At 35.7% G+C, this 18,568-nt stretch carries 27 protein-coding genes; 22 read left to right on the forward strand and 5 right to left on the reverse strand.

What is annotated here, in order from left to right; translation table 11 throughout:
* Nucleotides 1-41: 41 nt before the first annotated feature.
* The 19 genes from PAN06_RS01750 (at nucleotide 42) to PAN06_RS01845 (ending at nucleotide 11,610) form a co-directional block, all read left to right on the forward strand.
* Nucleotides 42-464, forward strand: coding sequence for a hypothetical protein (locus tag PAN06_RS01750; protein ID WP_261104706.1), 423 nt, complete (start codon nucleotides 42-44; stop codon nucleotides 462-464).
* A 12-nt stretch (nucleotides 465-476) separates the two neighbouring features.
* Nucleotides 477-899, forward strand: coding sequence for a hypothetical protein (locus tag PAN06_RS01755; protein ID WP_269795415.1), 423 nt, complete (start codon nucleotides 477-479; stop codon nucleotides 897-899).
* A gap of 12 nt (nucleotides 900-911) precedes the next feature.
* Nucleotides 912-1,295, forward strand: a complete 384-nt coding sequence (locus PAN06_RS01760; RefSeq protein WP_269795416.1) for a hypothetical protein — start codon at nucleotides 912-914, stop codon at nucleotides 1,293-1,295.
* A 30-nt stretch (nucleotides 1,296-1,325) separates the two neighbouring features.
* Nucleotides 1,326-1,868 (forward strand): hypothetical protein, encoded by a 543-nt coding sequence (locus PAN06_RS01765; protein WP_269795417.1) that lies wholly within the window; start codon nucleotides 1,326-1,328, stop codon nucleotides 1,866-1,868.
* Between the two features lie 50 nt (nucleotides 1,869-1,918).
* On the forward strand, nucleotides 1,919-2,257 hold the full coding sequence (locus PAN06_RS01770) for an Imm59 family immunity protein (protein WP_269795418.1): 339 nt from the start codon (nucleotides 1,919-1,921) through the stop codon (nucleotides 2,255-2,257).
* 3 nt (nucleotides 2,258-2,260) lie between these two features.
* On the forward strand, nucleotides 2,261-2,911 hold the full coding sequence (locus tag PAN06_RS14385; protein WP_346732037.1) for an Imm59 family immunity protein: 651 nt from the start codon (nucleotides 2,261-2,263) through the stop codon (nucleotides 2,909-2,911).
* A gap of 3 nt (nucleotides 2,912-2,914) precedes the next feature.
* The gene (locus PAN06_RS01785) at nucleotides 2,915-3,565 is read left to right on the forward strand and encodes an Imm59 family immunity protein (RefSeq protein WP_269795419.1); all 651 of its coding nucleotides are present in this window, start codon (nucleotides 2,915-2,917) and stop codon (nucleotides 3,563-3,565) included.
* Nucleotides 3,566-3,617: 52 nt separating this feature from the next.
* Nucleotides 3,618-4,091, forward strand: a complete 474-nt coding sequence (locus PAN06_RS01790; RefSeq protein ID WP_269795420.1) for an SMI1/KNR4 family protein — start codon at nucleotides 3,618-3,620, stop codon at nucleotides 4,089-4,091.
* Nucleotides 4,092-4,179: 88 nt separating this feature from the next.
* Nucleotides 4,180-4,515 carry a hypothetical protein gene (locus PAN06_RS01795; protein ID WP_269795421.1) on the forward strand — a complete coding sequence of 112 codons (336 nt, stop codon included), beginning with the start codon at nucleotides 4,180-4,182 and terminating at the stop codon, nucleotides 4,513-4,515.
* Nucleotides 4,516-4,556: 41 nt separating this feature from the next.
* Nucleotides 4,557-4,958 carry a hypothetical protein gene (locus tag PAN06_RS01800; protein ID WP_269795422.1) on the forward strand — a complete coding sequence of 134 codons (402 nt, stop codon included), beginning with the start codon at nucleotides 4,557-4,559 and terminating at the stop codon, nucleotides 4,956-4,958.
* Between the two features lie 54 nt (nucleotides 4,959-5,012).
* Nucleotides 5,013-5,663, forward strand: coding sequence for a DUF443 family protein (locus PAN06_RS01805; RefSeq protein WP_269795423.1), 651 nt, complete (start codon nucleotides 5,013-5,015; stop codon nucleotides 5,661-5,663).
* Nucleotides 5,664-5,755: 92 nt separating this feature from the next.
* Entirely contained in the window at nucleotides 5,756-6,439 is a 684-nt protein-coding gene (locus PAN06_RS01810; protein WP_269795424.1) for a DUF443 family protein, read from the forward strand.
* A 33-nt stretch (nucleotides 6,440-6,472) separates the two neighbouring features.
* The gene (locus PAN06_RS01815) at nucleotides 6,473-6,739 is read left to right on the forward strand and encodes a hypothetical protein (protein WP_269795425.1); all 267 of its coding nucleotides are present in this window, start codon (nucleotides 6,473-6,475) and stop codon (nucleotides 6,737-6,739) included.
* Between the two features lie 601 nt (nucleotides 6,740-7,340).
* Nucleotides 7,341-7,769, forward strand: a complete 429-nt coding sequence (locus PAN06_RS01820) for a hypothetical protein (protein ID WP_269795426.1) — start codon at nucleotides 7,341-7,343, stop codon at nucleotides 7,767-7,769.
* 240 nt (nucleotides 7,770-8,009) lie between these two features.
* Nucleotides 8,010-8,903 (forward strand): hypothetical protein, encoded by an 894-nt coding sequence (locus tag PAN06_RS01825; protein WP_269795427.1) that lies wholly within the window; start codon nucleotides 8,010-8,012, stop codon nucleotides 8,901-8,903.
* A gap of 4 nt (nucleotides 8,904-8,907) precedes the next feature.
* Nucleotides 8,908-9,828 (forward strand): hypothetical protein, encoded by a 921-nt coding sequence (locus PAN06_RS01830; protein ID WP_269795428.1) that lies wholly within the window; start codon nucleotides 8,908-8,910, stop codon nucleotides 9,826-9,828.
* A complete protein-coding gene (locus tag PAN06_RS01835) occupies nucleotides 9,809-10,468 on the forward strand; it encodes a DUF6572 domain-containing protein (RefSeq protein WP_000836694.1) in 660 nt (219 codons plus the stop codon). Before PAN06_RS01830 ends, PAN06_RS01835 begins: the two co-directional genes overlap by 20 nt.
* A gap of 89 nt (nucleotides 10,469-10,557) precedes the next feature.
* Entirely contained in the window at nucleotides 10,558-10,719 is a 162-nt protein-coding gene (locus PAN06_RS01840) for a hypothetical protein (RefSeq protein ID WP_269795429.1), read from the forward strand.
* Nucleotides 10,720-11,610, forward strand: coding sequence for an NAD glycohydrolase inhibitor (locus PAN06_RS01845; protein ID WP_269795430.1), 891 nt, complete (start codon nucleotides 10,720-10,722; stop codon nucleotides 11,608-11,610).
* Between the two features lie 156 nt (nucleotides 11,611-11,766).
* On the opposite strand, the gene yidA is transcribed toward PAN06_RS01845, so the two are convergent.
* Together yidA and PAN06_RS01855 are read right to left on the reverse strand one after the other, a co-directional pair.
* Nucleotides 11,767-12,573 (reverse strand): sugar-phosphatase, encoded by an 807-nt coding sequence (gene yidA, locus PAN06_RS01850; protein WP_269795431.1) that lies wholly within the window; start codon nucleotides 12,571-12,573, stop codon nucleotides 11,767-11,769.
* Between the two features lie 9 nt (nucleotides 12,574-12,582).
* Entirely contained in the window at nucleotides 12,583-13,890 is a 1,308-nt protein-coding gene (locus tag PAN06_RS01855) for an HD domain-containing protein (protein WP_269795432.1), read from the reverse strand.
* Nucleotides 13,891-13,961: 71 nt separating this feature from the next.
* Between PAN06_RS01855 and PAN06_RS01860 the strand changes: the two genes are divergently transcribed.
* Nucleotides 13,962-14,339, forward strand: a complete 378-nt coding sequence (locus PAN06_RS01860; RefSeq protein ID WP_083320553.1) for a DUF1934 domain-containing protein — start codon at nucleotides 13,962-13,964, stop codon at nucleotides 14,337-14,339.
* Between the two features lie 381 nt (nucleotides 14,340-14,720).
* Here the strand turns inward: PAN06_RS01860 and PAN06_RS01865 are convergent, their stop codons facing one another.
* The 3 genes from PAN06_RS01865 to coaA all read right to left on the reverse strand — a co-directional run bounded on the left by PAN06_RS01865 (nucleotide 14,721) and on the right by coaA (nucleotide 16,531).
* The gene (locus tag PAN06_RS01865) at nucleotides 14,721-15,254 is read right to left on the reverse strand and encodes a DNA topology modulation protein (protein WP_269795433.1); all 534 of its coding nucleotides are present in this window, start codon (nucleotides 15,252-15,254) and stop codon (nucleotides 14,721-14,723) included.
* Between the two features lie 52 nt (nucleotides 15,255-15,306).
* Nucleotides 15,307-15,543, reverse strand: coding sequence for a 30S ribosomal protein S20 (gene rpsT / locus PAN06_RS01870; RefSeq protein WP_001274000.1), 237 nt, complete (start codon nucleotides 15,541-15,543; stop codon nucleotides 15,307-15,309).
* 67 nt (nucleotides 15,544-15,610) lie between these two features.
* Nucleotides 15,611-16,531, reverse strand: coding sequence for a type I pantothenate kinase (gene coaA / locus PAN06_RS01875; RefSeq protein ID WP_125411234.1), 921 nt, complete (start codon nucleotides 16,529-16,531; stop codon nucleotides 15,611-15,613).
* 172 nt (nucleotides 16,532-16,703) lie between these two features.
* Here coaA and PAN06_RS01880 point away from each other — a divergent pair, with 172 nt between their 5' ends.
* Both PAN06_RS01880 and PAN06_RS01885 read left to right on the forward strand, forming a co-directional pair.
* Complete coding sequence (locus PAN06_RS01880) at nucleotides 16,704-17,294, forward strand: class I SAM-dependent methyltransferase (RefSeq protein WP_346732038.1); 591 nt, start codon at nucleotides 16,704-16,706, stop codon at nucleotides 17,292-17,294.
* On the forward strand, nucleotides 17,291-18,568 hold the full coding sequence (locus PAN06_RS01885) for a pyrimidine-nucleoside phosphorylase (protein WP_269795434.1): 1,278 nt from the start codon (nucleotides 17,291-17,293) through the stop codon (nucleotides 18,566-18,568). The genes PAN06_RS01880 and PAN06_RS01885 overlap by 4 nt, the downstream gene beginning before the upstream one ends.

An 18,568-nucleotide genomic window follows, 5' to 3' on the forward strand; every position in this document is an offset into this window, starting at 1 on the left:
CTATTTTGGTTGAGAGAAGAATTTACACTAGGAGAAAACAAATGAAACCAACAAAACTACAATGGGAAGATGTTATCCAGTTTGAAGAAATTGAAGGATACGGGAAGTCAATCTGGAAAAATGAGGACAAGTATTATTTAGTTTTAGAAGAAGGAACCGTGGCTTCTTGGTTAGCGGTTTATGAATTACCAAATGAATTATTTGCCTTACTGGAAAGTGGGAAGAGATCGCTACTCGAAATATCTTGGAAGATTAAAACCGATCGTTGGCCACCGACGGAAGAAGAAAAGAAAGCTAGTGAGAAACAATTTATATTAAAAGGATTAACTCCTTTAATAGCTAATCCTAAGAGTTGGGAATTATTTACTCAGGAAGAGCTTGAAAGATTAATTCCGCTTGCTGAACAGAAATGGATTGACTGGAGAGGCAAACTTCCAGATGATTATGTATCACCACTTAAGTAAGGAAGGTATAAAATGAAACCAACAAACCTAGAATGGGAAGATGTTATTAAGTTTGAGGAAGTTGAAGGATATGGGAAATCCATCTGGAAAAATGAGGATAAATATTATTTAGTTTCAGAAGAGGGAACTGTGGTTTCTTGGTTAGCAGTCTATGATTTACCACAAGAATTATTTACCTTACTAGAGAGTGGAGAACGGACTCTACTTGAAATATCTTGCAAAGTTAAGCACGATTATTGGCCACCGACGGAAGAAGAAAAGAAAGCTAGTGAAAAACGATTTATAGAAGAGAGTCCTACATCATTAATTGATTTACCTGAAACTAGAGAGTTATTTACTCAGGAAGAACTTGAAAGATTAATTCCAATTGCTGAGCAAATGTGGATTGACTGGAGAGGCAAACTTCCAGATGATTATGTATCACCACTTAAGTAAGGAAGGTATAAAATGAAACCAACAAATCTAGAATGGGAAGATGTTATCCAGTTTGAAGAAGTTGAAGGATATGGGAAATCCATCTGGAGAAATGATAACAAGTATTATTTAGTTTCAGAAGAGGGAACTGTGGCTTCTTGGTTAGTAGTCTATGAATTACCAAATGAACTGTTTGCCTTATTAGATAGTGGGGAAAGAACGCTACGTGAAGTATCTTGGAAGATTCAGAACGATTCTTGGCCACCGAACGTGACACAAGAAGAAGCTGATAGAAATTTCCTGAGGCAATATCCAGAAGCTTTAAGAGGAAATCCTAAAGCGCAAGGCTTATTCACAAAGGCCGAACTGGAAGAAATATTACCCGAAGGTGCTGAAATTCTAGCGTGTAGCGATTAGGAAAAGAAAACTAAGCTTAATAAAATCAAAATGGTAAATTTTGCAGAGAACGAACTAAGTCTTTTCGGAATTGGAGATATGAAAGATTATCAAATGAAAAATTACAGAAAACTCTTGTTAGAAGCTATCCAAGCAGGCGATGTTGCTGGGATTTTGCGAGGTGAAAAAAGATATCGCATAGAGCCTCCGACCTCTGTACCAGATGTTTTTCCAACAGACATTTGCCAAGTATTAGCTGAGTATTTCTACAAGCAGAATGATATTGATAAGATTCAAGATATATTAGAAGGCAGTCTTATAGATCTATCGCAGCGTTCTGCAGTTGATTTGTATATTTCGGTTTTGTTTTTTGATGCAGTCCTTTTTATGCAAGAAAAAAATTTAGCCAGTTTTACAATCCATACTTCGAGAGTTACCCAAGCAATTGCTAAAGGAATTAAGGATTATCAAGAGGAATTGAACGACAGCATCATTTTCCCAAACGGTCTTGTTAAAATAAAACCAATGAAGCAACTGGAAAGATTCAATCAAAAATATCAAAAGAATGAACGTTTTTCCATTATTGTGAAATAGTGATGGAACTTGTAACACTCTATAGATAAACTATTAATTGGGACAATAATATGAATAATAATTTGAATTTAGATTTGTTAAAACAAGATGTAGAAAAAGAAATCAGAGAAAAAGGCTTTGAAAATCTTTATTATGCTCTATTTGATGAGCATAGTAGTCAACTTTGGGCTATACATCTATACTATCGAGATGGGAAGTTTATGGTAAATAGTCGGGACGACCGGACCTATATAATGGGGAAAACAAGGGAGTTTGACAATTTTGAAGAGACAAAGCTATTTTTTCTTAATTTAATGGAGTCTTTTATCGAAATGAACAGATATTTTGTACAGAATGGAGATTCACCCTACTATTCATGTAGTTTGTGGGATGAAAAAGGAGATGACTAGAAGATGAGAGACGAAGCCAAAGAACGTTTAGAACTGTTGTCAGCCATTCAAGATTTAGGATACGAAAGTTTGAGATATTCTATTTTTAACGAATATGGTCCTGGTGAATGGGAAGTGGTAATCGAATTTGACGATTCTAAGCAAGTGTACAATGTTTACGCTACCATGGATCGAGCAAGTTATAATAAAAAATTAGAATTTGATAATTTTGAGGATGCCAAAAATAAATTTATAGAAAAACTAGATCTTACTGTAGAAATAAATAAACTTTTTGTAGAAAATGGGGAAGTTCCTGAATACTCCTCCCCGTTATGGGACAAAATCGAAGCTGACATTGAGAATATGAGATGTATAGTTGAGCAAGAAATTGAAAAACGTCATTATGAGAGCTTACATTATGTTCTATTTGACGAAACAAAACAGCTTCCTTGGGCATTTCATCTTTATCAGAAAAATGGAAAATTTTATGTTGATGGTCGAGATGATCGATCATATATAGTTGGACATAGTAAAGAGTACGATAATTTTGGAAGTGCAAAGAAAGATTTTTTTGAAAAATTAGAACTCGTTATTGAATCTAATAAACTGAATATACAATTAGGATTGCCAGTAGAATATACATCACCATTATGGGATGAAAAAGAGGATAACTAGAAGATGAGAGACGAAGCCAAAGAACGTTCTGAACTTTTATCAGCCATTCAAAATTTAGGATATGAGTCTTTAAGATATTCTATTTTTAATGAACACGGACCTTCTGAGTGGGAAACTAGGATAGATTATAATCCAGAATTGGAATTGTATGAAGTTTACTCAACAATGGATCGAGCAAGTACAGGAAGTATTTTTAAGTTTAAAACATTTGAAGAAGCAAAAGAAAAATTTATTCATAATCTGAAGTTAACAGTTTTTATAAATAAAACTTCTGTAGAAAATGGAGAAGTTCCTGAATACTCCTCTCCATTATGGGATAATACCGAAGCTGATATTGAGAACATGAAATGTATAGTTGAACAAGAAATTAAAAAACGTCATTTTGATAGCTTGCATTATATCTTGTTTGATGAAGATAGCAGTCAACCTTGGGCAACACATTTGTTTTTTAAAAATGGCAAATTTCAAATTAACAGTAGAGATGAACGCTCATATATTGTGGGGAAAACATGGGAGTTTGATACGATGAATGAAGCAAAGGATGAGTTCCTTAAGATTCTAAGTCAAACAGTTCATGCGGAACAGTTGGCTAATGAACTTGGTTTTTCACACCCCTATCCTTCGCCACTATGGGACAAGGAAGGGACTGATTAATGCTTCAGAGCTAGTAGTATAAAGATTTTAAATAGAGAAAGAAGTAGAAAATATGACTCAGAAAGAACAATCAATTATCTATCCCTTGCCAACTGATGCGCTATTACAGGAAAGAGAAGTGGCATGGAAAGTTCGACTACCTGACGATTATAAGAATTTTATAATGAGAAAAAATGGTTTTCGTCCTTCTAAAAATTTATTTTCTTTAGCAAATAGGTCCTTTTTGATTGAGAGATTCTTGTGTGTATTAGAAAATACAAAAGACAATCCACTTGGCATGTATGACATTGATGTTGTAATGTCCCAACTGGATGAAAGATTGTTTGTCCATGAAGATATTTTGGGATTTGAGTTGATTTCCATAGTAGCATTGTATGGTGGAGATTTTCTTTGTCTAAACTATGTGGAGGATACTGAAAATCCGAGTATTTGTATCTGGTATCACGAAGAGTCCTACGAGTTAGAGCCAGCTATAGAGTTTTTAGCTAATAACTTTACAGAGTTTTTAGCAATGCTACAGAATTAGCTATGTGATGGATATTAATTTAACGCGAAGCAAATAAATGATTAAATGACTGCTTAACGTAGAAATTCTCAGATGAAAGGTTGATACAATGGTAGGATATGAAAAACATAAATTAATAGTAAATAGTAAAGTTATAAAATGTTTTAAATTTGAAATCCGAAATGTAATTGAATATGGTGACGAATTTATTGTTTTATTGGGGATTCCTTTTGATAATGAGAGTGAAAAGAATAACATTTTAAGGATTGATGCGAGTGGAAATGTAGTCTGGACGATAAATAATAGTGGATACAGTAATAATAGTTATCCCTTTGAACAGATGGCTTTGAGCGATGGCTGGCTTTATGCGACTGATTTTTATGGCAGAAAATTAAAAGTCGATATAAAAACGGGGAAAATAGTTGATTTGACTCTATCAAAGTAATAGAAGTTTGAGAATTTCGAAAATATGTGGAGGTCTCGTAAATGAGCGAAGATTACTTACCTACAAGAGATAGTTTAGGTTATCAGAATGTCAAACAAGCTTTAGAGAAAATTTTTTCGATTGACCTTGATACGATTGCCATTCATGAAGGAGAAGATGAAAATTTTAATTTTCCATTCGCGTATAAGGGATATCATATGACGATGGGGATATCATCAACCGGTAAAAATAGGCAATTGGAAGCTGGAGAGGGTGGCTTGTTTAACATTTGGTTCACTCAAATGGATGAACAGAGATTTTCAATCACTTTTTTATCCAAGGTTATTGATGTTAAGAGTATAAGAAGAGTGTATGGCCGTGATGAAAAGTCTGTTGAACACACCTTGCAACTATTAAAAGACTTTATAGATTCAGATAGAGCAGAAGTTTTATTAAGGAATTGACCAAATAGATTTTAAAGAAAATGATTTCTTTGAGGAGAATGTAATTAAGGAGAAATGATGGCACAAATCCGTTTTACTTATGGAAATTTTCGGTATTTAGTATTTGAATTCAATCATCAATACTATCTACTTGATAGAAGACCATGTCGTTTGATAGGCTATCTTTTTCCACCTATAAATTGGCTTTTCTTTCAACATGTATATCCCATCACATCGGATGAGTACTGTAAAATAAAAGAAAAAAATGGATGTTCTACAAAACTTACTGTTTCAGCTTCTCTCGGTGCTGGGCTGAGTATCTTTTTATATAATTGGTTACGGGTTAACAAGATTGATATCACTAAGTATTTTGAAACGAATCTTTCAACTTTTACGAAAGTGGTACTCTTTTTAATGACTTTTCTTTTAACATATGTTCTGGTTGAATTATTTTACTATTCTCGGAAAAGAAGGATGGCCTCCTTACTAGGGCGCGAACTTAGGTATTTAAAATACTATAAAATCACGCCAGTAAGAATCGACTTTAAACAATTACTAGGATTTATAGTGGTTATTGGTGGGCTAGCATTTTTTATGCCAATGTATTATTTCTACTCAGGTAACTTACTTTTTGGCTTAATGGCCAATGCAATCATCTTTCTATATTTGATTTGTCGGCTTCTAATGTTGCATTTGGAACTGAAAGCCATCACTTATATAAAATAAATGATAAAAAACTAAAATAAGATGTAGCCGATATCAAGATACTCCTCATAGCTTGGGAAAACTCATGTTTTCTTAGATTAGTAAGGATTAAAATGCAAAAAATAAAATTATATTATAAAGGGAATTTTCGATACCTATTATTTCATTATCAGGGGAAACAGTATCTATTAGATAGATCTCCTAAACATTTTCTCGGATATTTCTGTTTGCCTTTAAACTGGTATTTTTATCAGAAAGTTTATGCTATCTCAGGTGAAGAACTTTTTAAAATCGAAGAAAAAAACTCTAAGGCGAGCAAATTTATCCTTCCAACGTCATTAGCCGCAGGATTGGCAGTTTTTGTGAATGCCTGGGCTCATATGAACCATATCGATTTATTTGCTAACTTTTATGTGAATTTTTCGATAGTAACTAGCTTGGTTTTAGTAGTTATTGGTCTATTATTATCTTTTAGTTTGCTTCAACTTTTATATTCTAACAAGAAAAACAGTTTGGAAAAATTACTCAATAGATCGTTGGAGCAATCTATTTATTTTAAGATAAAACCAGTAAATTCATTGGTTTTTTACATAAAAATTCTTCTATTGCGACTATGTGTTTTTGCTTTAGCTCTTATATTTGCTATGGCATTCATATATTTGAAGAATATTGCCATGCTTTGTTTAATGATATTAACAGTGTTCATATTTCTAGCAACCATAAACGTTGCCTTTGCACCTGGAGAAGAGCGGGAATATGATATAGTTGATGTTTTATCAAATCAAAGTAAAAATTAAACGAAGTGATTAAAGTTAATAAGGGATTCAATTATGAAGAACAGATATACTCAATATATAGGACAATTACAAGGTTTAATTGACTTAGAATATCCAAGTCAGAAGTTATACCCGGGAATTATACAGGATATATATAAGCTAACTAAGCTTATAGAACGAGGGGAAAATATCAATAACATTAGTTTTTTTAGTTTAGCGAGAAGATTTGTAGATGAAACAATGGATTATAAAAGCGACATTTTAGTCGTCTTAAAACAATTGGAGAAAGAACTGAAAAAAGGAAATGAAAGAAAAGAATAAACAATATAAAGGACTAGTTCATCTAGGAGAGTTTAAGAACAAATTAGTTTATTATGACCTAAAAGGAAGGAAACTGTTTTTTTCGATTCCAGAAAGAACTTCTAAGTATCAACAGTACTTTATTCTTTCCTTGATATTACTAATTCTTCCATTTATTAGATTCCTGAATGGTCTGACAATCTTTAGTATAGTTGAGCATAAGTATCTCTATTTGATTCTATTTTCTTTTATTTTCTTACTTATCGGGAAATTGCTGGATGTCTATTTTAAAAAAGACTTGGATTTGTATCCGGCTCTATTTACAGATTTGGAGTACTTAGAATTCCTAGAAATAGTAAAGAAAAGTGGGGCTGTTGTTTATTCTGTGCTTCGTGCTAGCTTTATTAGTTTGTTAGTATCATTGACCGTCTATCTAATATATCCTGGTTTTTTGCCTTTATTTTCTCACTCCATGCTTTTGTTTATTCTCTATTTGTGTATAGCCAATAATTTACACAGACGAAAGAAGGTAATGGAGAGTTTAATAAGGAATGTGCGCACCAACTAAATCTTTTTTGGTCTATGATAATTCTGCAATATTAAATAAAGGAAGCAAATTTATATGACAATAGAAATTCAGCAATATAAAAACTGTACAATATTAAAAGACAAAAATAATTATGAGATTATGTGGAGTAGAGGGAAAGAAGCGCTTAATTTTCCCATTAGCCAGGAATTAGCAGAACGTGTTTCAACATCAGAAAAAGATTCTTTAGAAGTAATGTTTTATTGTGAACATCATCATTGGCCAAAGAAAGATGAGTTAGTAGATTATAATCAATCGGATACGATTGTACATAGAGGTAATGGATTTATTGTATATGAGACAGATGGTTATTACGAAATTAGCTTCTTGAAAGAAATTGGCGGAGTCATAGGTCCTGAAGTATGCTATCCCATAACTAAAGAACTGATGGATAGAGCATTTGAATCTTCTAGGGGAGCATATGAGGTCATGATTTATGCCGAAACAGGAAACTGGCCTTTATAGTAAAGTGGATGTCATTATATAATATTTATAGTTGTGATGTCTGGACGGCTATTTCTTGAGGGAAGCCCTTCGTTTGGAAAAATTATTGGCATAATCGTGTCTGTAATACTTACAGCTATTATACCAGCAGGAATCATGGGTTGTTTCTTTTCTGCTTCCTATGTCAAGAAATATCCAGATAGAAGAGAAATGCAGTAGGCTCGTTGTTATCAATTTTAATAAAATTAGAGAGAAAATTAGATGAAGAAATCAATTTTTAAAGCAAGTTTTGAAGAGAGTTTAAATTTGGAAGATGATGGTTTTTTACAGTATCAGAAAGGAAATGTTTTCTCTAAGTTAGAAACATATTATAGGGAAGGAAAGTCTAAACTAGTTCTTCATATTCAGAATATTGTTTTCACTCTTATCGGTCCTGTAATTATAAACTTTATGATTCTTGTTTTCTCGCTGTCCTTGCACAACTCTGATCCTAAAGATTTAAGATTGCCTATCTATCAACATCCATTACTAACAGCTGAGGTATATCTAGTCTGTTTCTTAATTTGGGTATTTATCATATTGATTGGTAAAGTTTTTAGAAAAGCTTTTATACTGCCTTATCGCAATCATTTTCATGTCATCACATTTCTAATTTGGCTTAGTCTTGAATTTAATCTGTTAGCGATTGATATGTCAATACCAACTTTATCTATTTGGATGGTTGCTGCTATTTTTGTTTTTATTACTATATTAGCCTATTTTATGTTTAGCCTTGAAATTGAAAGTCTTAAAAAACTGATGTATGGTAATGGAAGTGGCTCTTCTCTTCGCAACAAAATTGCCAATAAGATAGCGATTTATGGAATGAGTTTTTTGGGAATTGGAGTAATTATAAACTTTATTATAAAAAGTTTTTCCATGAAATTTTCAACTTTATTGGAAGGATTAGGTCTTTTGATAACATGGATTATCCTAAATATTGCTGTGATTGCTATGCTAATTTACATCGAATTTCCTAGTTATTTACAAGCATTCTACAAATGGAAATACCCTGAAGAATACCGCGAGTGGGAAGGGAAAACAGTAGAAGAATGGTATGGAAAGAGATACTTGAAAAAGCACTCAGAATTAGTAGAAAAGAAGATTGAGGATTAAACTTATGACAAAAAAGTCACTTTTTAAAGCAAGTTTTGAAGAGAGTTTAAATTTATTAGATGATGGCGTCTCAGGGAAATTTGCTCGGGACATTTACCAAGATGCTTTAAAAAAAGAGCAATTTAGAGGAACAAGAAAATCATATGTTTGGCTGGTAATTCTGACTTTCCTATTTATAATTGGTCCCAATTGGTTGATTGTAGCTTTAAATGATTATTTATTTTACCATTCTGATCCTAGAGATTTAACAGTCCCTTTACCCGACATTAATTTTCTTCCGTACTGGGTATTTTGGATAGCACTTGCAATATGGATTTTATTGATTATACTAGGGAAGCGATACAATCAGCAGTTTATTTTGATTTATAGGGGCCAATTCCATTTTATGGTTACCTTTATTATCTGGCTAGTTGTTGAACTCGATCTTTTTTCTCTAAACTTAATTTATGCAGTAGCTGGATTTTGGGGAATGTTCACTTTTGTAGGATTAATATTATTAATAATTATTTCAATGATTCTTTCTGAGTGTGAGTCATTAGGAATGTTGTTATATGGGACAACTCTAAAGAAAAGTTTTAGTGATAGATTCTTCGGCAAGATGTTTAGCATAATTGCCAAGTATGGTGGTTTGGTTGTAGCAATTTGGCTAGTCATTCGTATTTTTTTCTCAAGTTCGATGGAGAATAGAAATAATTTGATTGGAGGACTCGGTATTTTGGCTTCAATACTGATTCTTAATATTTTAGTTGTTGCTTTTGAAGTTTATTTCATGTTTCCCTATATGCTACAAGCCTACTATAAATGGAAATATCCTGAAGAGTATCGTGAGTGGGAAGGTAAGACTGTGGAGGAATGGTATGGGAAAAAATATTTAAAAAAACACAAGGAGCTAATAGATATTAAAAATGAAGTCGATTTATACTAGTCAAAAAGATATGTTGGAAATTTGTCAAGATGATGATAAGTTTTTCTTGCGTTATCCAACTTTTAATATTACTATGCCAGAAGTAGTTCAAGAAATCCCCAAAGAAGCTGCAGATAGTTATATGTCGGGAGAACATACTGGTAAAGAGTTGATGAATTATGCACAATATGGTTTTTGGAAATCTAAAAAACAATATACACAAGAAGAGTCGAATAAAATTTTTATACAAAATAATCCTGACTTAATTTTCAATGATTTATCTGATAACCAAAAAATATTTTCTCCTGAAAAATTTACCCAAATCGTAACCAAATCTATTGTTTCAGAACTAGAACCTAGCGAACTTGACGCTATTGGTATAGTTGATAATCATTTAGAGTTACTCCTTGTTGATCCAGTCGGTTGGCAGGAAGAGACAGAAGCAGTCCATCTGGAAATTTTGCAAGAAAAACTTAACAACTACATCTACTTCCTCGAAAGTAAGCAGTATGTAGAACGATATGGCGATAACTTTGACAAAAAAGTCATCCATATCACATTCCAGTATTCTCCATCGGATAATGGCCTAGCCTTTCTTGCAACGGTTCAGAAGACATTGCAGAATTCGGATATGAGTTTGAAGGTAGAATTACCAGAGTAATAAAGGGAGCGGAAACGCTCTCTTTTTGTGGTATAATGAGACCATATTTATAAAAAGATTATTTAGCATTTCTAAATAGCGAACTACTTATGCCGTCAATTGATATGAAGGGGCATTCCTATGATGACTTTCTATCTGCGATTGAACGTCAAGGATACTATGAAATCAAAAATCCACGTGTCTATAAACCAGGCACTACTGAAATTGAGCAAGTTGAAGGAATTTTCAGAATAAATCAATGGAGTAAATAAATGAAAAAATTTGAAATACCAGAGCCTAAAGATTATCAAAATTTTGTAAAAGACTATCGTGAAATAATGAAAGAAGGGAAAGAAGCTGAAGTTTTTCTAGGGACCGAAGCTAAATATCGTTTTCGACAACGAGATTCTTATTACGTGGATAGTACAGATATTGGAGTATTAATGGAATATTGCTTATATCCTTTGTATGTGGAAGGTGATAGGGATATAGCGCGCAGAACCTTTGATATCTTGAAAGATTTTAGCTTATCGGTTGACCTAGTCAAATTAGATAAGGTAACTGATTATATTTCTATGCAAGGCAGTCGTTTAAGAAGATATACAAGCCTTCCCTTTGTTATTGAAACAGATGAATTGGTAAGAAATATTATAGAAAGCATTTCAAAATTATCAGATGAACAGAAGCGTACTTATACCTATGAAAGACTCTGTAATGTATTAGACCGTAGTCCATTATACAGACAGTGTGATGAAGAAAAGGTAGAGAAGATTCTCAAGGAATTCAAGGAAAAATACTACAATCCACCGAAGGTAGTAGGTTTCATTAAAACAGATGAGAAAATTGAACTAGATGTTACAAGTATCGATGCGATGGGTGTCTCTGATGACCATCTAGAGTTGTTGTTGATTGATGAAAACAAATGGATTGAGTCATTAGAAGAGGAGCATCTCTTGAAACTTCAAGAAAAACTCAATAACTATATCTACTTCCTCGAAAGCAAGCAATATGTGGAGCGATATGGCGATAAGTTTGACAAAAAAGTCATCCATATTACCTTCCAATATTCTCCATCTGATAATGGACTAGCCTTTCTTGCAGCGGTTCAGAAGACATTGCATAATTCGGATATGAGTTTGAAGGTAGAATTGCCCGAGTTATAAAGTCTCCATTTGATATAACAGCTGTTCATTTTGTTTTTGTACTCTCAAGATTTTAGTGACTGTGCAACAGCCATTCAATTTATTAATTTACTCTTATTATGACATGTTCATACTAAAAACCGCTCAGCCGAGCGGTTTTCGTCTATTCTTACCTTTTTACAGTACCCATGTACGGATAGCATGGGCAACGCCAGATTCGTCATTTGTTTTGGTGATGTATTTGGCGATTTTTTTGATTTCTGGCTTTCCGTTTTCCATGACTACAGGGTTGCCAACGACTTCCAGCATGGCACGGTCATTTTCTTCGTCACCGATAGCCATGGTTTCATCTTTGGTCAATCCTAGTTTTTCAGCTAAGTGAGTAATAGCTGAACCCTTATCTACATTCTTTTTAAGGAGTTCGAGGTAGAAAGGAGCTGATTTGTTAATAGAGTAGCGCTCGTAAAATTCGGCTGGAATTTTTTCAATGGCAGCATCGAGGATTTCTGGTTCATCAATGAACATACATTTGACGATTTCCTTGCCAGCCATTTCTTCAGGAGTGCGGTAGAAGATGGGCATGCTGACGAGGGTTGATTCGTGCACTGTATATTTTCCGATATTACGATTGGCAGTATAGATACCATCCTTGGTAATGGCATGCATGTGGACACCGAGCTTACGACTGAGGAATTCCATATCCAGATAATCCTCATAAGTCAAGGATTCGCTTATAATCTCATGTCCTGTAGCAGTTTCTTGGACAAGGGCACCATTGAAAGTCACAACATAGTCACCCTCGTCTCTCAACTGCAAGTCGTCGAGAAGTTTGGCAACACCTGCAATAGGGCGGCCAGTTGCAATGACGACTTTGACACCAGCTTCTTTTGCATCTTGGATGGCAGAAAAGACTTCAGGAGTAATCTCCTTTTGGCTATTGACTAGGGTTCCGTCGATATCGACGGCGATTAGTTTAATACTCATATATTTCCTCTATTCGTTCTTATTTGGGGTAAAATGATCGTTCTCAATCAAGTGTAAAAATTGCTGGGTAATGCTTGCGAAGATACTGTTTTGGTCTAACATTTCTTTCGGGAAATAGAAGCGATTGTCTCCGTGGCGACTACCAGCAAGGGATTGGACGATAGGAGATAGGCTAGAGAGTTCAGCCAGTTGACCATTTTTTTGTAAAATCTCAATCTGTGTCCGTGGATTTTCGGATTCGGGACGATAGATATCATAAGGGAGGTCAAAGTTCTTATGAATAGCAGTGTAGTAGTCTGGATCAAAACCGATTTCTTCAACCAGTTGTCTCATGGTTGCGAGTTGGTCTTGGTCTTTTTCTGAAAAAGTAATGGATTTAAAGACCTTGCGGTTGACAAAACGTTGCGATAAATCAGCTAGTATCTTGTCAGGACTGGTCATCCAGAGTTGGAAGTAGGTATTCATCACGCCATCATCCAGAGCTAGATAGTCAGATAGGGTAACTTTCTTTTCAAAAAAAGGTAGCAAATGAGGAGAAGTTCGTGCAAAGAAGTCTTTTTCCTCCGGATAGAGTTCCTTAGCGCGTTTGAGGAGATTCTGTAGGAGAACTTCCATGGCACGTGTTGCTGGGTGGAAATAAACCTGCATATACATCTGGTAACGACTGAGGACGTAGTCTTCGATGGCGTGCATGCCATTGCGCTGAAATGCTATACCATTTTCGACAGGACGAATGACACGCAAGATCCGAGTCAGGTCAAATTCCCCATAAGAAGCTCCTGTAAAATAGGAGTCGCGCAAGAGATAGTCCATGCGGTCCGCATCAATCTGACTAGAAATGAGTTGCACGACCTGCTTGTTAGGATAGGTATGGTCGATGACACTGGCAACCTTTTCTGGGAAATCAGGTGCCACTTGCAGCAGGACTTGGTGAATCTCTGTCTCAGGACTCTGAATAATCTCCTGAGTAATGGCTTCATGGTCTGTATCAAAGAGATTTTCAAAAGTATGGGAGTAGGCACCATGTCCAAGGTCATGTAGGAGAGCAGCGGTCATGGTCAAGAGAGACTCGGCAGGATTCCATTCTTCAGGATATTTTTCTTCAAAAATCTCCGTGATACGTCGTGCAATTTCATAGACTCCTAGACAGTGAGAGAAGCGACTATGTTCTCCACCGTGGAAGGTATAACTGGAAGTTCCCAGTTGTTTGATACGACGCAAACGCTGAAATTCTTTTGTATTAATCAAGTCGTAGATGATTTGATTATCGACATGGATGTAGTTGTGAACTGGGTCACGGAATACTTTTTCGTTCATATGACCATTATAGCAAAAAGCTAGAGTTTTTGGTAAAATAGTAGGACAAGAGACAAGAAAGAGGACTTGATGTGAAGATTCGAATGCGAAATACGATTCAGTTTGATGAGCAGTTGGAAGTGATTGACCAACTCTATGATGTAGAAGTGCATGAAAAAGGAGATTATAGCTACCTGCTTTTCTATAATGAGGAAAAGGAAAAAGTGGTTATTAAATTTCATGGTCAAGAGTTGGTGATGAGCCGATTTTCCAATCCCAAGACCATTATGCGCTTTCTAAAGGATAGTGATAGTTTGGCCTATATTCCGACACCTATGGGTATGCAGGAGTTTATCATCCAAACGAGCCGTTATGAAGTTAATGGGCAAAAGATTCATTTAGACTATCAGCTACAAAATCAAGAGGGACATCCCTTTGCCAACTATCAATTGGAAATTACTTGGGGCTAGGTATGGCTGGGGACGAGGTTATAGCAACGAAGCTGATAAAGTTTATGAAATCAAGCTTTTCTTGCACATTTTTAGTAGCTGAAACATTTATTTTTTCAGATTAAGGTTATAACACTCATTCCATTACCTATTATTTATGAAAGCTAAATATAATATCCGTCTTCCCTTATACTTGTTCCAAATGAGTAAATAGGATTTGAGGTCTAGCGATTGTGATTATTGTATATTCAAAATTTAAAAATTGATAAAAGGGACAGTGAATATCCCTTTTTATTTTTATCGAATTCAGAGTTTTAGATAGGATAGATTGGTAAATAATGAAGAAAATATTTTGGAAAAATAGCCCCAAAAAGGGGATTTGTCTTCCAAATAGTACTAACATTATCCATGTTGGTTTTTCTTCTTGTTTTCGTGAGTCTTTATAAAGTAATCTATCTCCTTTTGAGACCTAAGGATAACAACTTTATCTGGATAGGTTTCTTGAACCCACTTGTAGCGTTCTTTAGCAGTTTTGCTCCGTCCATCCCAGAGAATCCATCTGACAAACTCCCAATTAAATTGTTCTTGACAACCGGCTGCCATACTTTCTCTAACCTTGCCTCGGTATGTGAGATAACGTTTAAAGGCTCGAAAGAGACAGGTCAATGGGGAAAAATTGAGAAAGATGATTTGATCAGCTTCCTGCATTCTTTCCTCATAGAAACACCAAGAATAATTACCATCGATGACCCAAGCTTCATGCTTGGTGAGAAAGATTTTCATCTCGGTCAACATCCATTCACGGTCACTGTCTTGCCAACCGGGTTGAAATTGGAGTGTGTCCATGTGAAGTTTTGGGATGGAGTAGCAGTGAGACAACTTTTCTGCTAGAGTTGACTTACCAGCACCAGAATATCCGATAATTGTGATTTTCATTTTCTACCTTTTCGTATTTGGAGACAAAAAAACAGCCTCTATGGACTGTTTCTTATTTAGCAAGTTTAGCTGAAAGACGAGCTTTGTCGCGGCTTGCTTTGTTTTTGTGAATCAAACCTTTAGTTTCTGCTTTATCGATAGCTGAACTAGCAGCACGGAAAAGTTCTTCAGATGGGTTTGCTTCGAAAGCTTTGATAGCAGTACGCATAGCTGATTTTTGAGCTGAGTTCTTTTCGTTTTGTTTAACGTTCAATTCAGCGCGTTTGATAGCTGATTTAATGTTTGCCAATATTCTTACCTCCATATTTACTAACTATACCATTATATCTGAAAACTTACGTTTTGACAAGGGAAAATTATTTTTTTAAGTAAATTTCATCGATTTCATGGTTCTTTGTTTTATGAAGAATCACTTCTGCACGATTTCTAGTTGGTTCAATATAATTTTGTAGATTTGTGAGATTGATACTGGTCCAGACCTGATGGGCAAAAGATTCCACTTCCCCAATCGGCATTTGTGTAAAACGATAATAGTAGCTATCAGGGTCGTTTTGGGCCAGGCTCAGCATTTTCAAGAAACGGTCTAGATACCAACTCTCGATGTCATCTACTGCAGCATCAACATAGATGGAAAAGTCAAAGAAGTCAGTAATGTAGAGACGCTCGTTTTGTGGATTTTGAAAGACATTTATTCCCTCAACAATGACAAAATCAGCAGCTTTGACGCTTTGCTTTTCCTCAGGGACGATGTCGTAGACTTCATGAGAATAGACAGGAATATCTACATCTTGTCCATTTTTGATGCGGTCCAAGAAGTTGAGAAGGGCTTCCATATCATAGCTTTCAGGAAATCCCTTACGATTTAGAATCCCTTGTTCAATCAAGGTCTGGTTGGGATAGAGAAAGCCGTCAGTCGTTACCAACTCAACCCTAGCATCTGTAAGCGTACGGGACAGTAGGATTTGAAGTAGGCGACTGGTTGTGGATTTTCCAACGGCAACACTTCCAGAAACCCCAATGATAAAAGGCTGGGCTTTGCTTTCACGTTGAAGGAAAATCCCTTTTGAAAAGGCCAAATCATCCTTGGTACGTTTGTAAATTTGGATGAGATGGGCTAGGGGTAGATAGACATCGGTAACATCCTGTAAACTAATCTGGTCATTAAAACTCTTGATGGACTCTAATTCCTCTTCTGTCAAAGGAGGTGTTGTCTTTCGATGTAACGATTGCCAAGTCTGGCGGCTGATTTTTTCAAAATGTAAAAATTCGTTGGTCATAAGTTTGTCTTTCTGATTCGATATCTTAGTATAGCATATTTTGGGATTAAAAACATCTAGTATCTGATAGAAAAAGTTTCTTTCGATTAGAAAAATAATGACAAACTAGATCGTATTGTCAAATTACTTGGAAACGATTTAATATTTCGTTAAATTATGGTAAAATAGTTTCATGAGTAAAATGTATTATGCAGAAAATCCTGACGCTGCTCACGACATTCATGAGTTGAGAGTGGACTTGTTGGGAGAAAAAATGACCTTTTTGACAGATGCGGGTGTTTTTAGCAAGAAAATGATTGACTTTGGCAGTCAACTCTTGCTCAAGTGTCTAGAGGTCAACCAAGGAGAAACTGTCCTTGATGTAGGCTGTGGTTACGGACCTTTGGGCTTGTCCTTAGCTAAGGCTTATGGCGTTCAGGCTACCATGGTCGATATCAATAATCGTGCCTTGGATTTGGCGCGACAAAATGCTGAACGAAATAAAGTAGAAGCGACGATTTTCCAGTCTAACATCTATGAACAAGTTGAAGGGAAATTTGACCATGTCATTTCCAATCCTCCTATCCGTGCGGGCAAGCAAGTGGTTCATGAAATCATTGAGAAAAGTAAAGATTTCTTGGAAACTGGTGGAGATTTAACAATCGTTATCCAGAAAAAACAAGGGGCCCCAAGTGCCAAGTCCAAGATGGAGGAAGAGTTTGGCAATTGCGAAATTGTCAAAAAAGATAAGGGATACTATATCCTTAGAAGTGTGAACGAATGAGAGCAGTTGATTTAATCCAAAAAAAACGAGACGGTCAAGAACTGACTTCGAGTGAAATTGAATGGCTGGTAGAAGGATATGTGTCAGGAACTGTCCCTGATTATCAGATGTCTGCCTTTGCTATGGCTGTTTATTTCAAAGGAATGACGACTCGAGAAATATCTGATTTGACAATGAAAATGGTTCAGACAGGTCAAGAGTTTGATTTATCAGCTATTGATGGAGTTAAGGTTGACAAGCATTCTACGGGTGGTGTTGGTGATAAGGTGACATTGATTTTAGCTCCTTTAGTAGCGAGTTTTGGAGTTCCAGTCGCGAAAATGAGTGGTCGTGGTCTCGGCCATACGGGTGGAACAATTGATAAATTGGAGTCCATTAAGGGCTATCAAGTGGAACGTAGTCAAGAGGATTTTATTCGTCAAGTTCAGGATATTGGTGTATCTGTCATTGGGCAATCAGACCAGCTGGTCAAAGCAGATAAGCTTCTCTATGCCCTTCGTGATGTGACCGCAACTGTTGACACGATTCCTTTGATTGCGAGTTCGGTGATGAGCAAGAAAATTGCGGCAGGTGCGGATGCTATTTTGCTAGACGTGACTGTCGGTGAGGGTGCCTTCATGAAGACGGTTGATGAGGCGCGTGAATTGGCTCAAACCATGGTGGAACTTGGTAAGGCAGTTGGTAGAAAAACGGTAGCAGTCATTACGGATATGAGTCAGCCCTTGGGACGAGCTATTGGAAATCGTCTGGAGATCCTTGAAGCATTGGAGATTTTACAAGGACAAGGCCGTCAGGATATTACCCACTTCATCTGTGAATTGGCTCAAATTATGCTTGGTCTGGCAAATGTAAATAAAACAGTTGAAGAAGTTCGTCAACATCTTGAGAATGTTAAGGCACTGGCTAAGTTTGAGGAAATGGTCCAAGCCCAAGGTGGAGACTTGGAAGACCTCTATCGTCCTGTAAATGTAGCCCATGTGGTGGAAATCCCTGCCCAGGAAACGGGTGTCATTTCAGCTCTTCCAGCTATGGAATTTGGGCTTTATGCTATGAGACTGGGGGCAGGCCGTGCAGTCAAGTCTGATGTCTTGGACTATGAAACAGGAATTGTTTTTGAAAAGAAAGTTGGAGATTCCGTTCAAAAGGGAGAAATTGTTGCAAAAGTATATACAAATGGAAAAATTTCTCCTCAGCTAGTTACAGATTTTCAAAAATATGTTAAAATAAATGATAGCGTGCAAAGTTTACGAGAAATCATAGAGATAATCTCATAA

This window comes from Streptococcus sp. SM3, assembly GCF_027497875.1.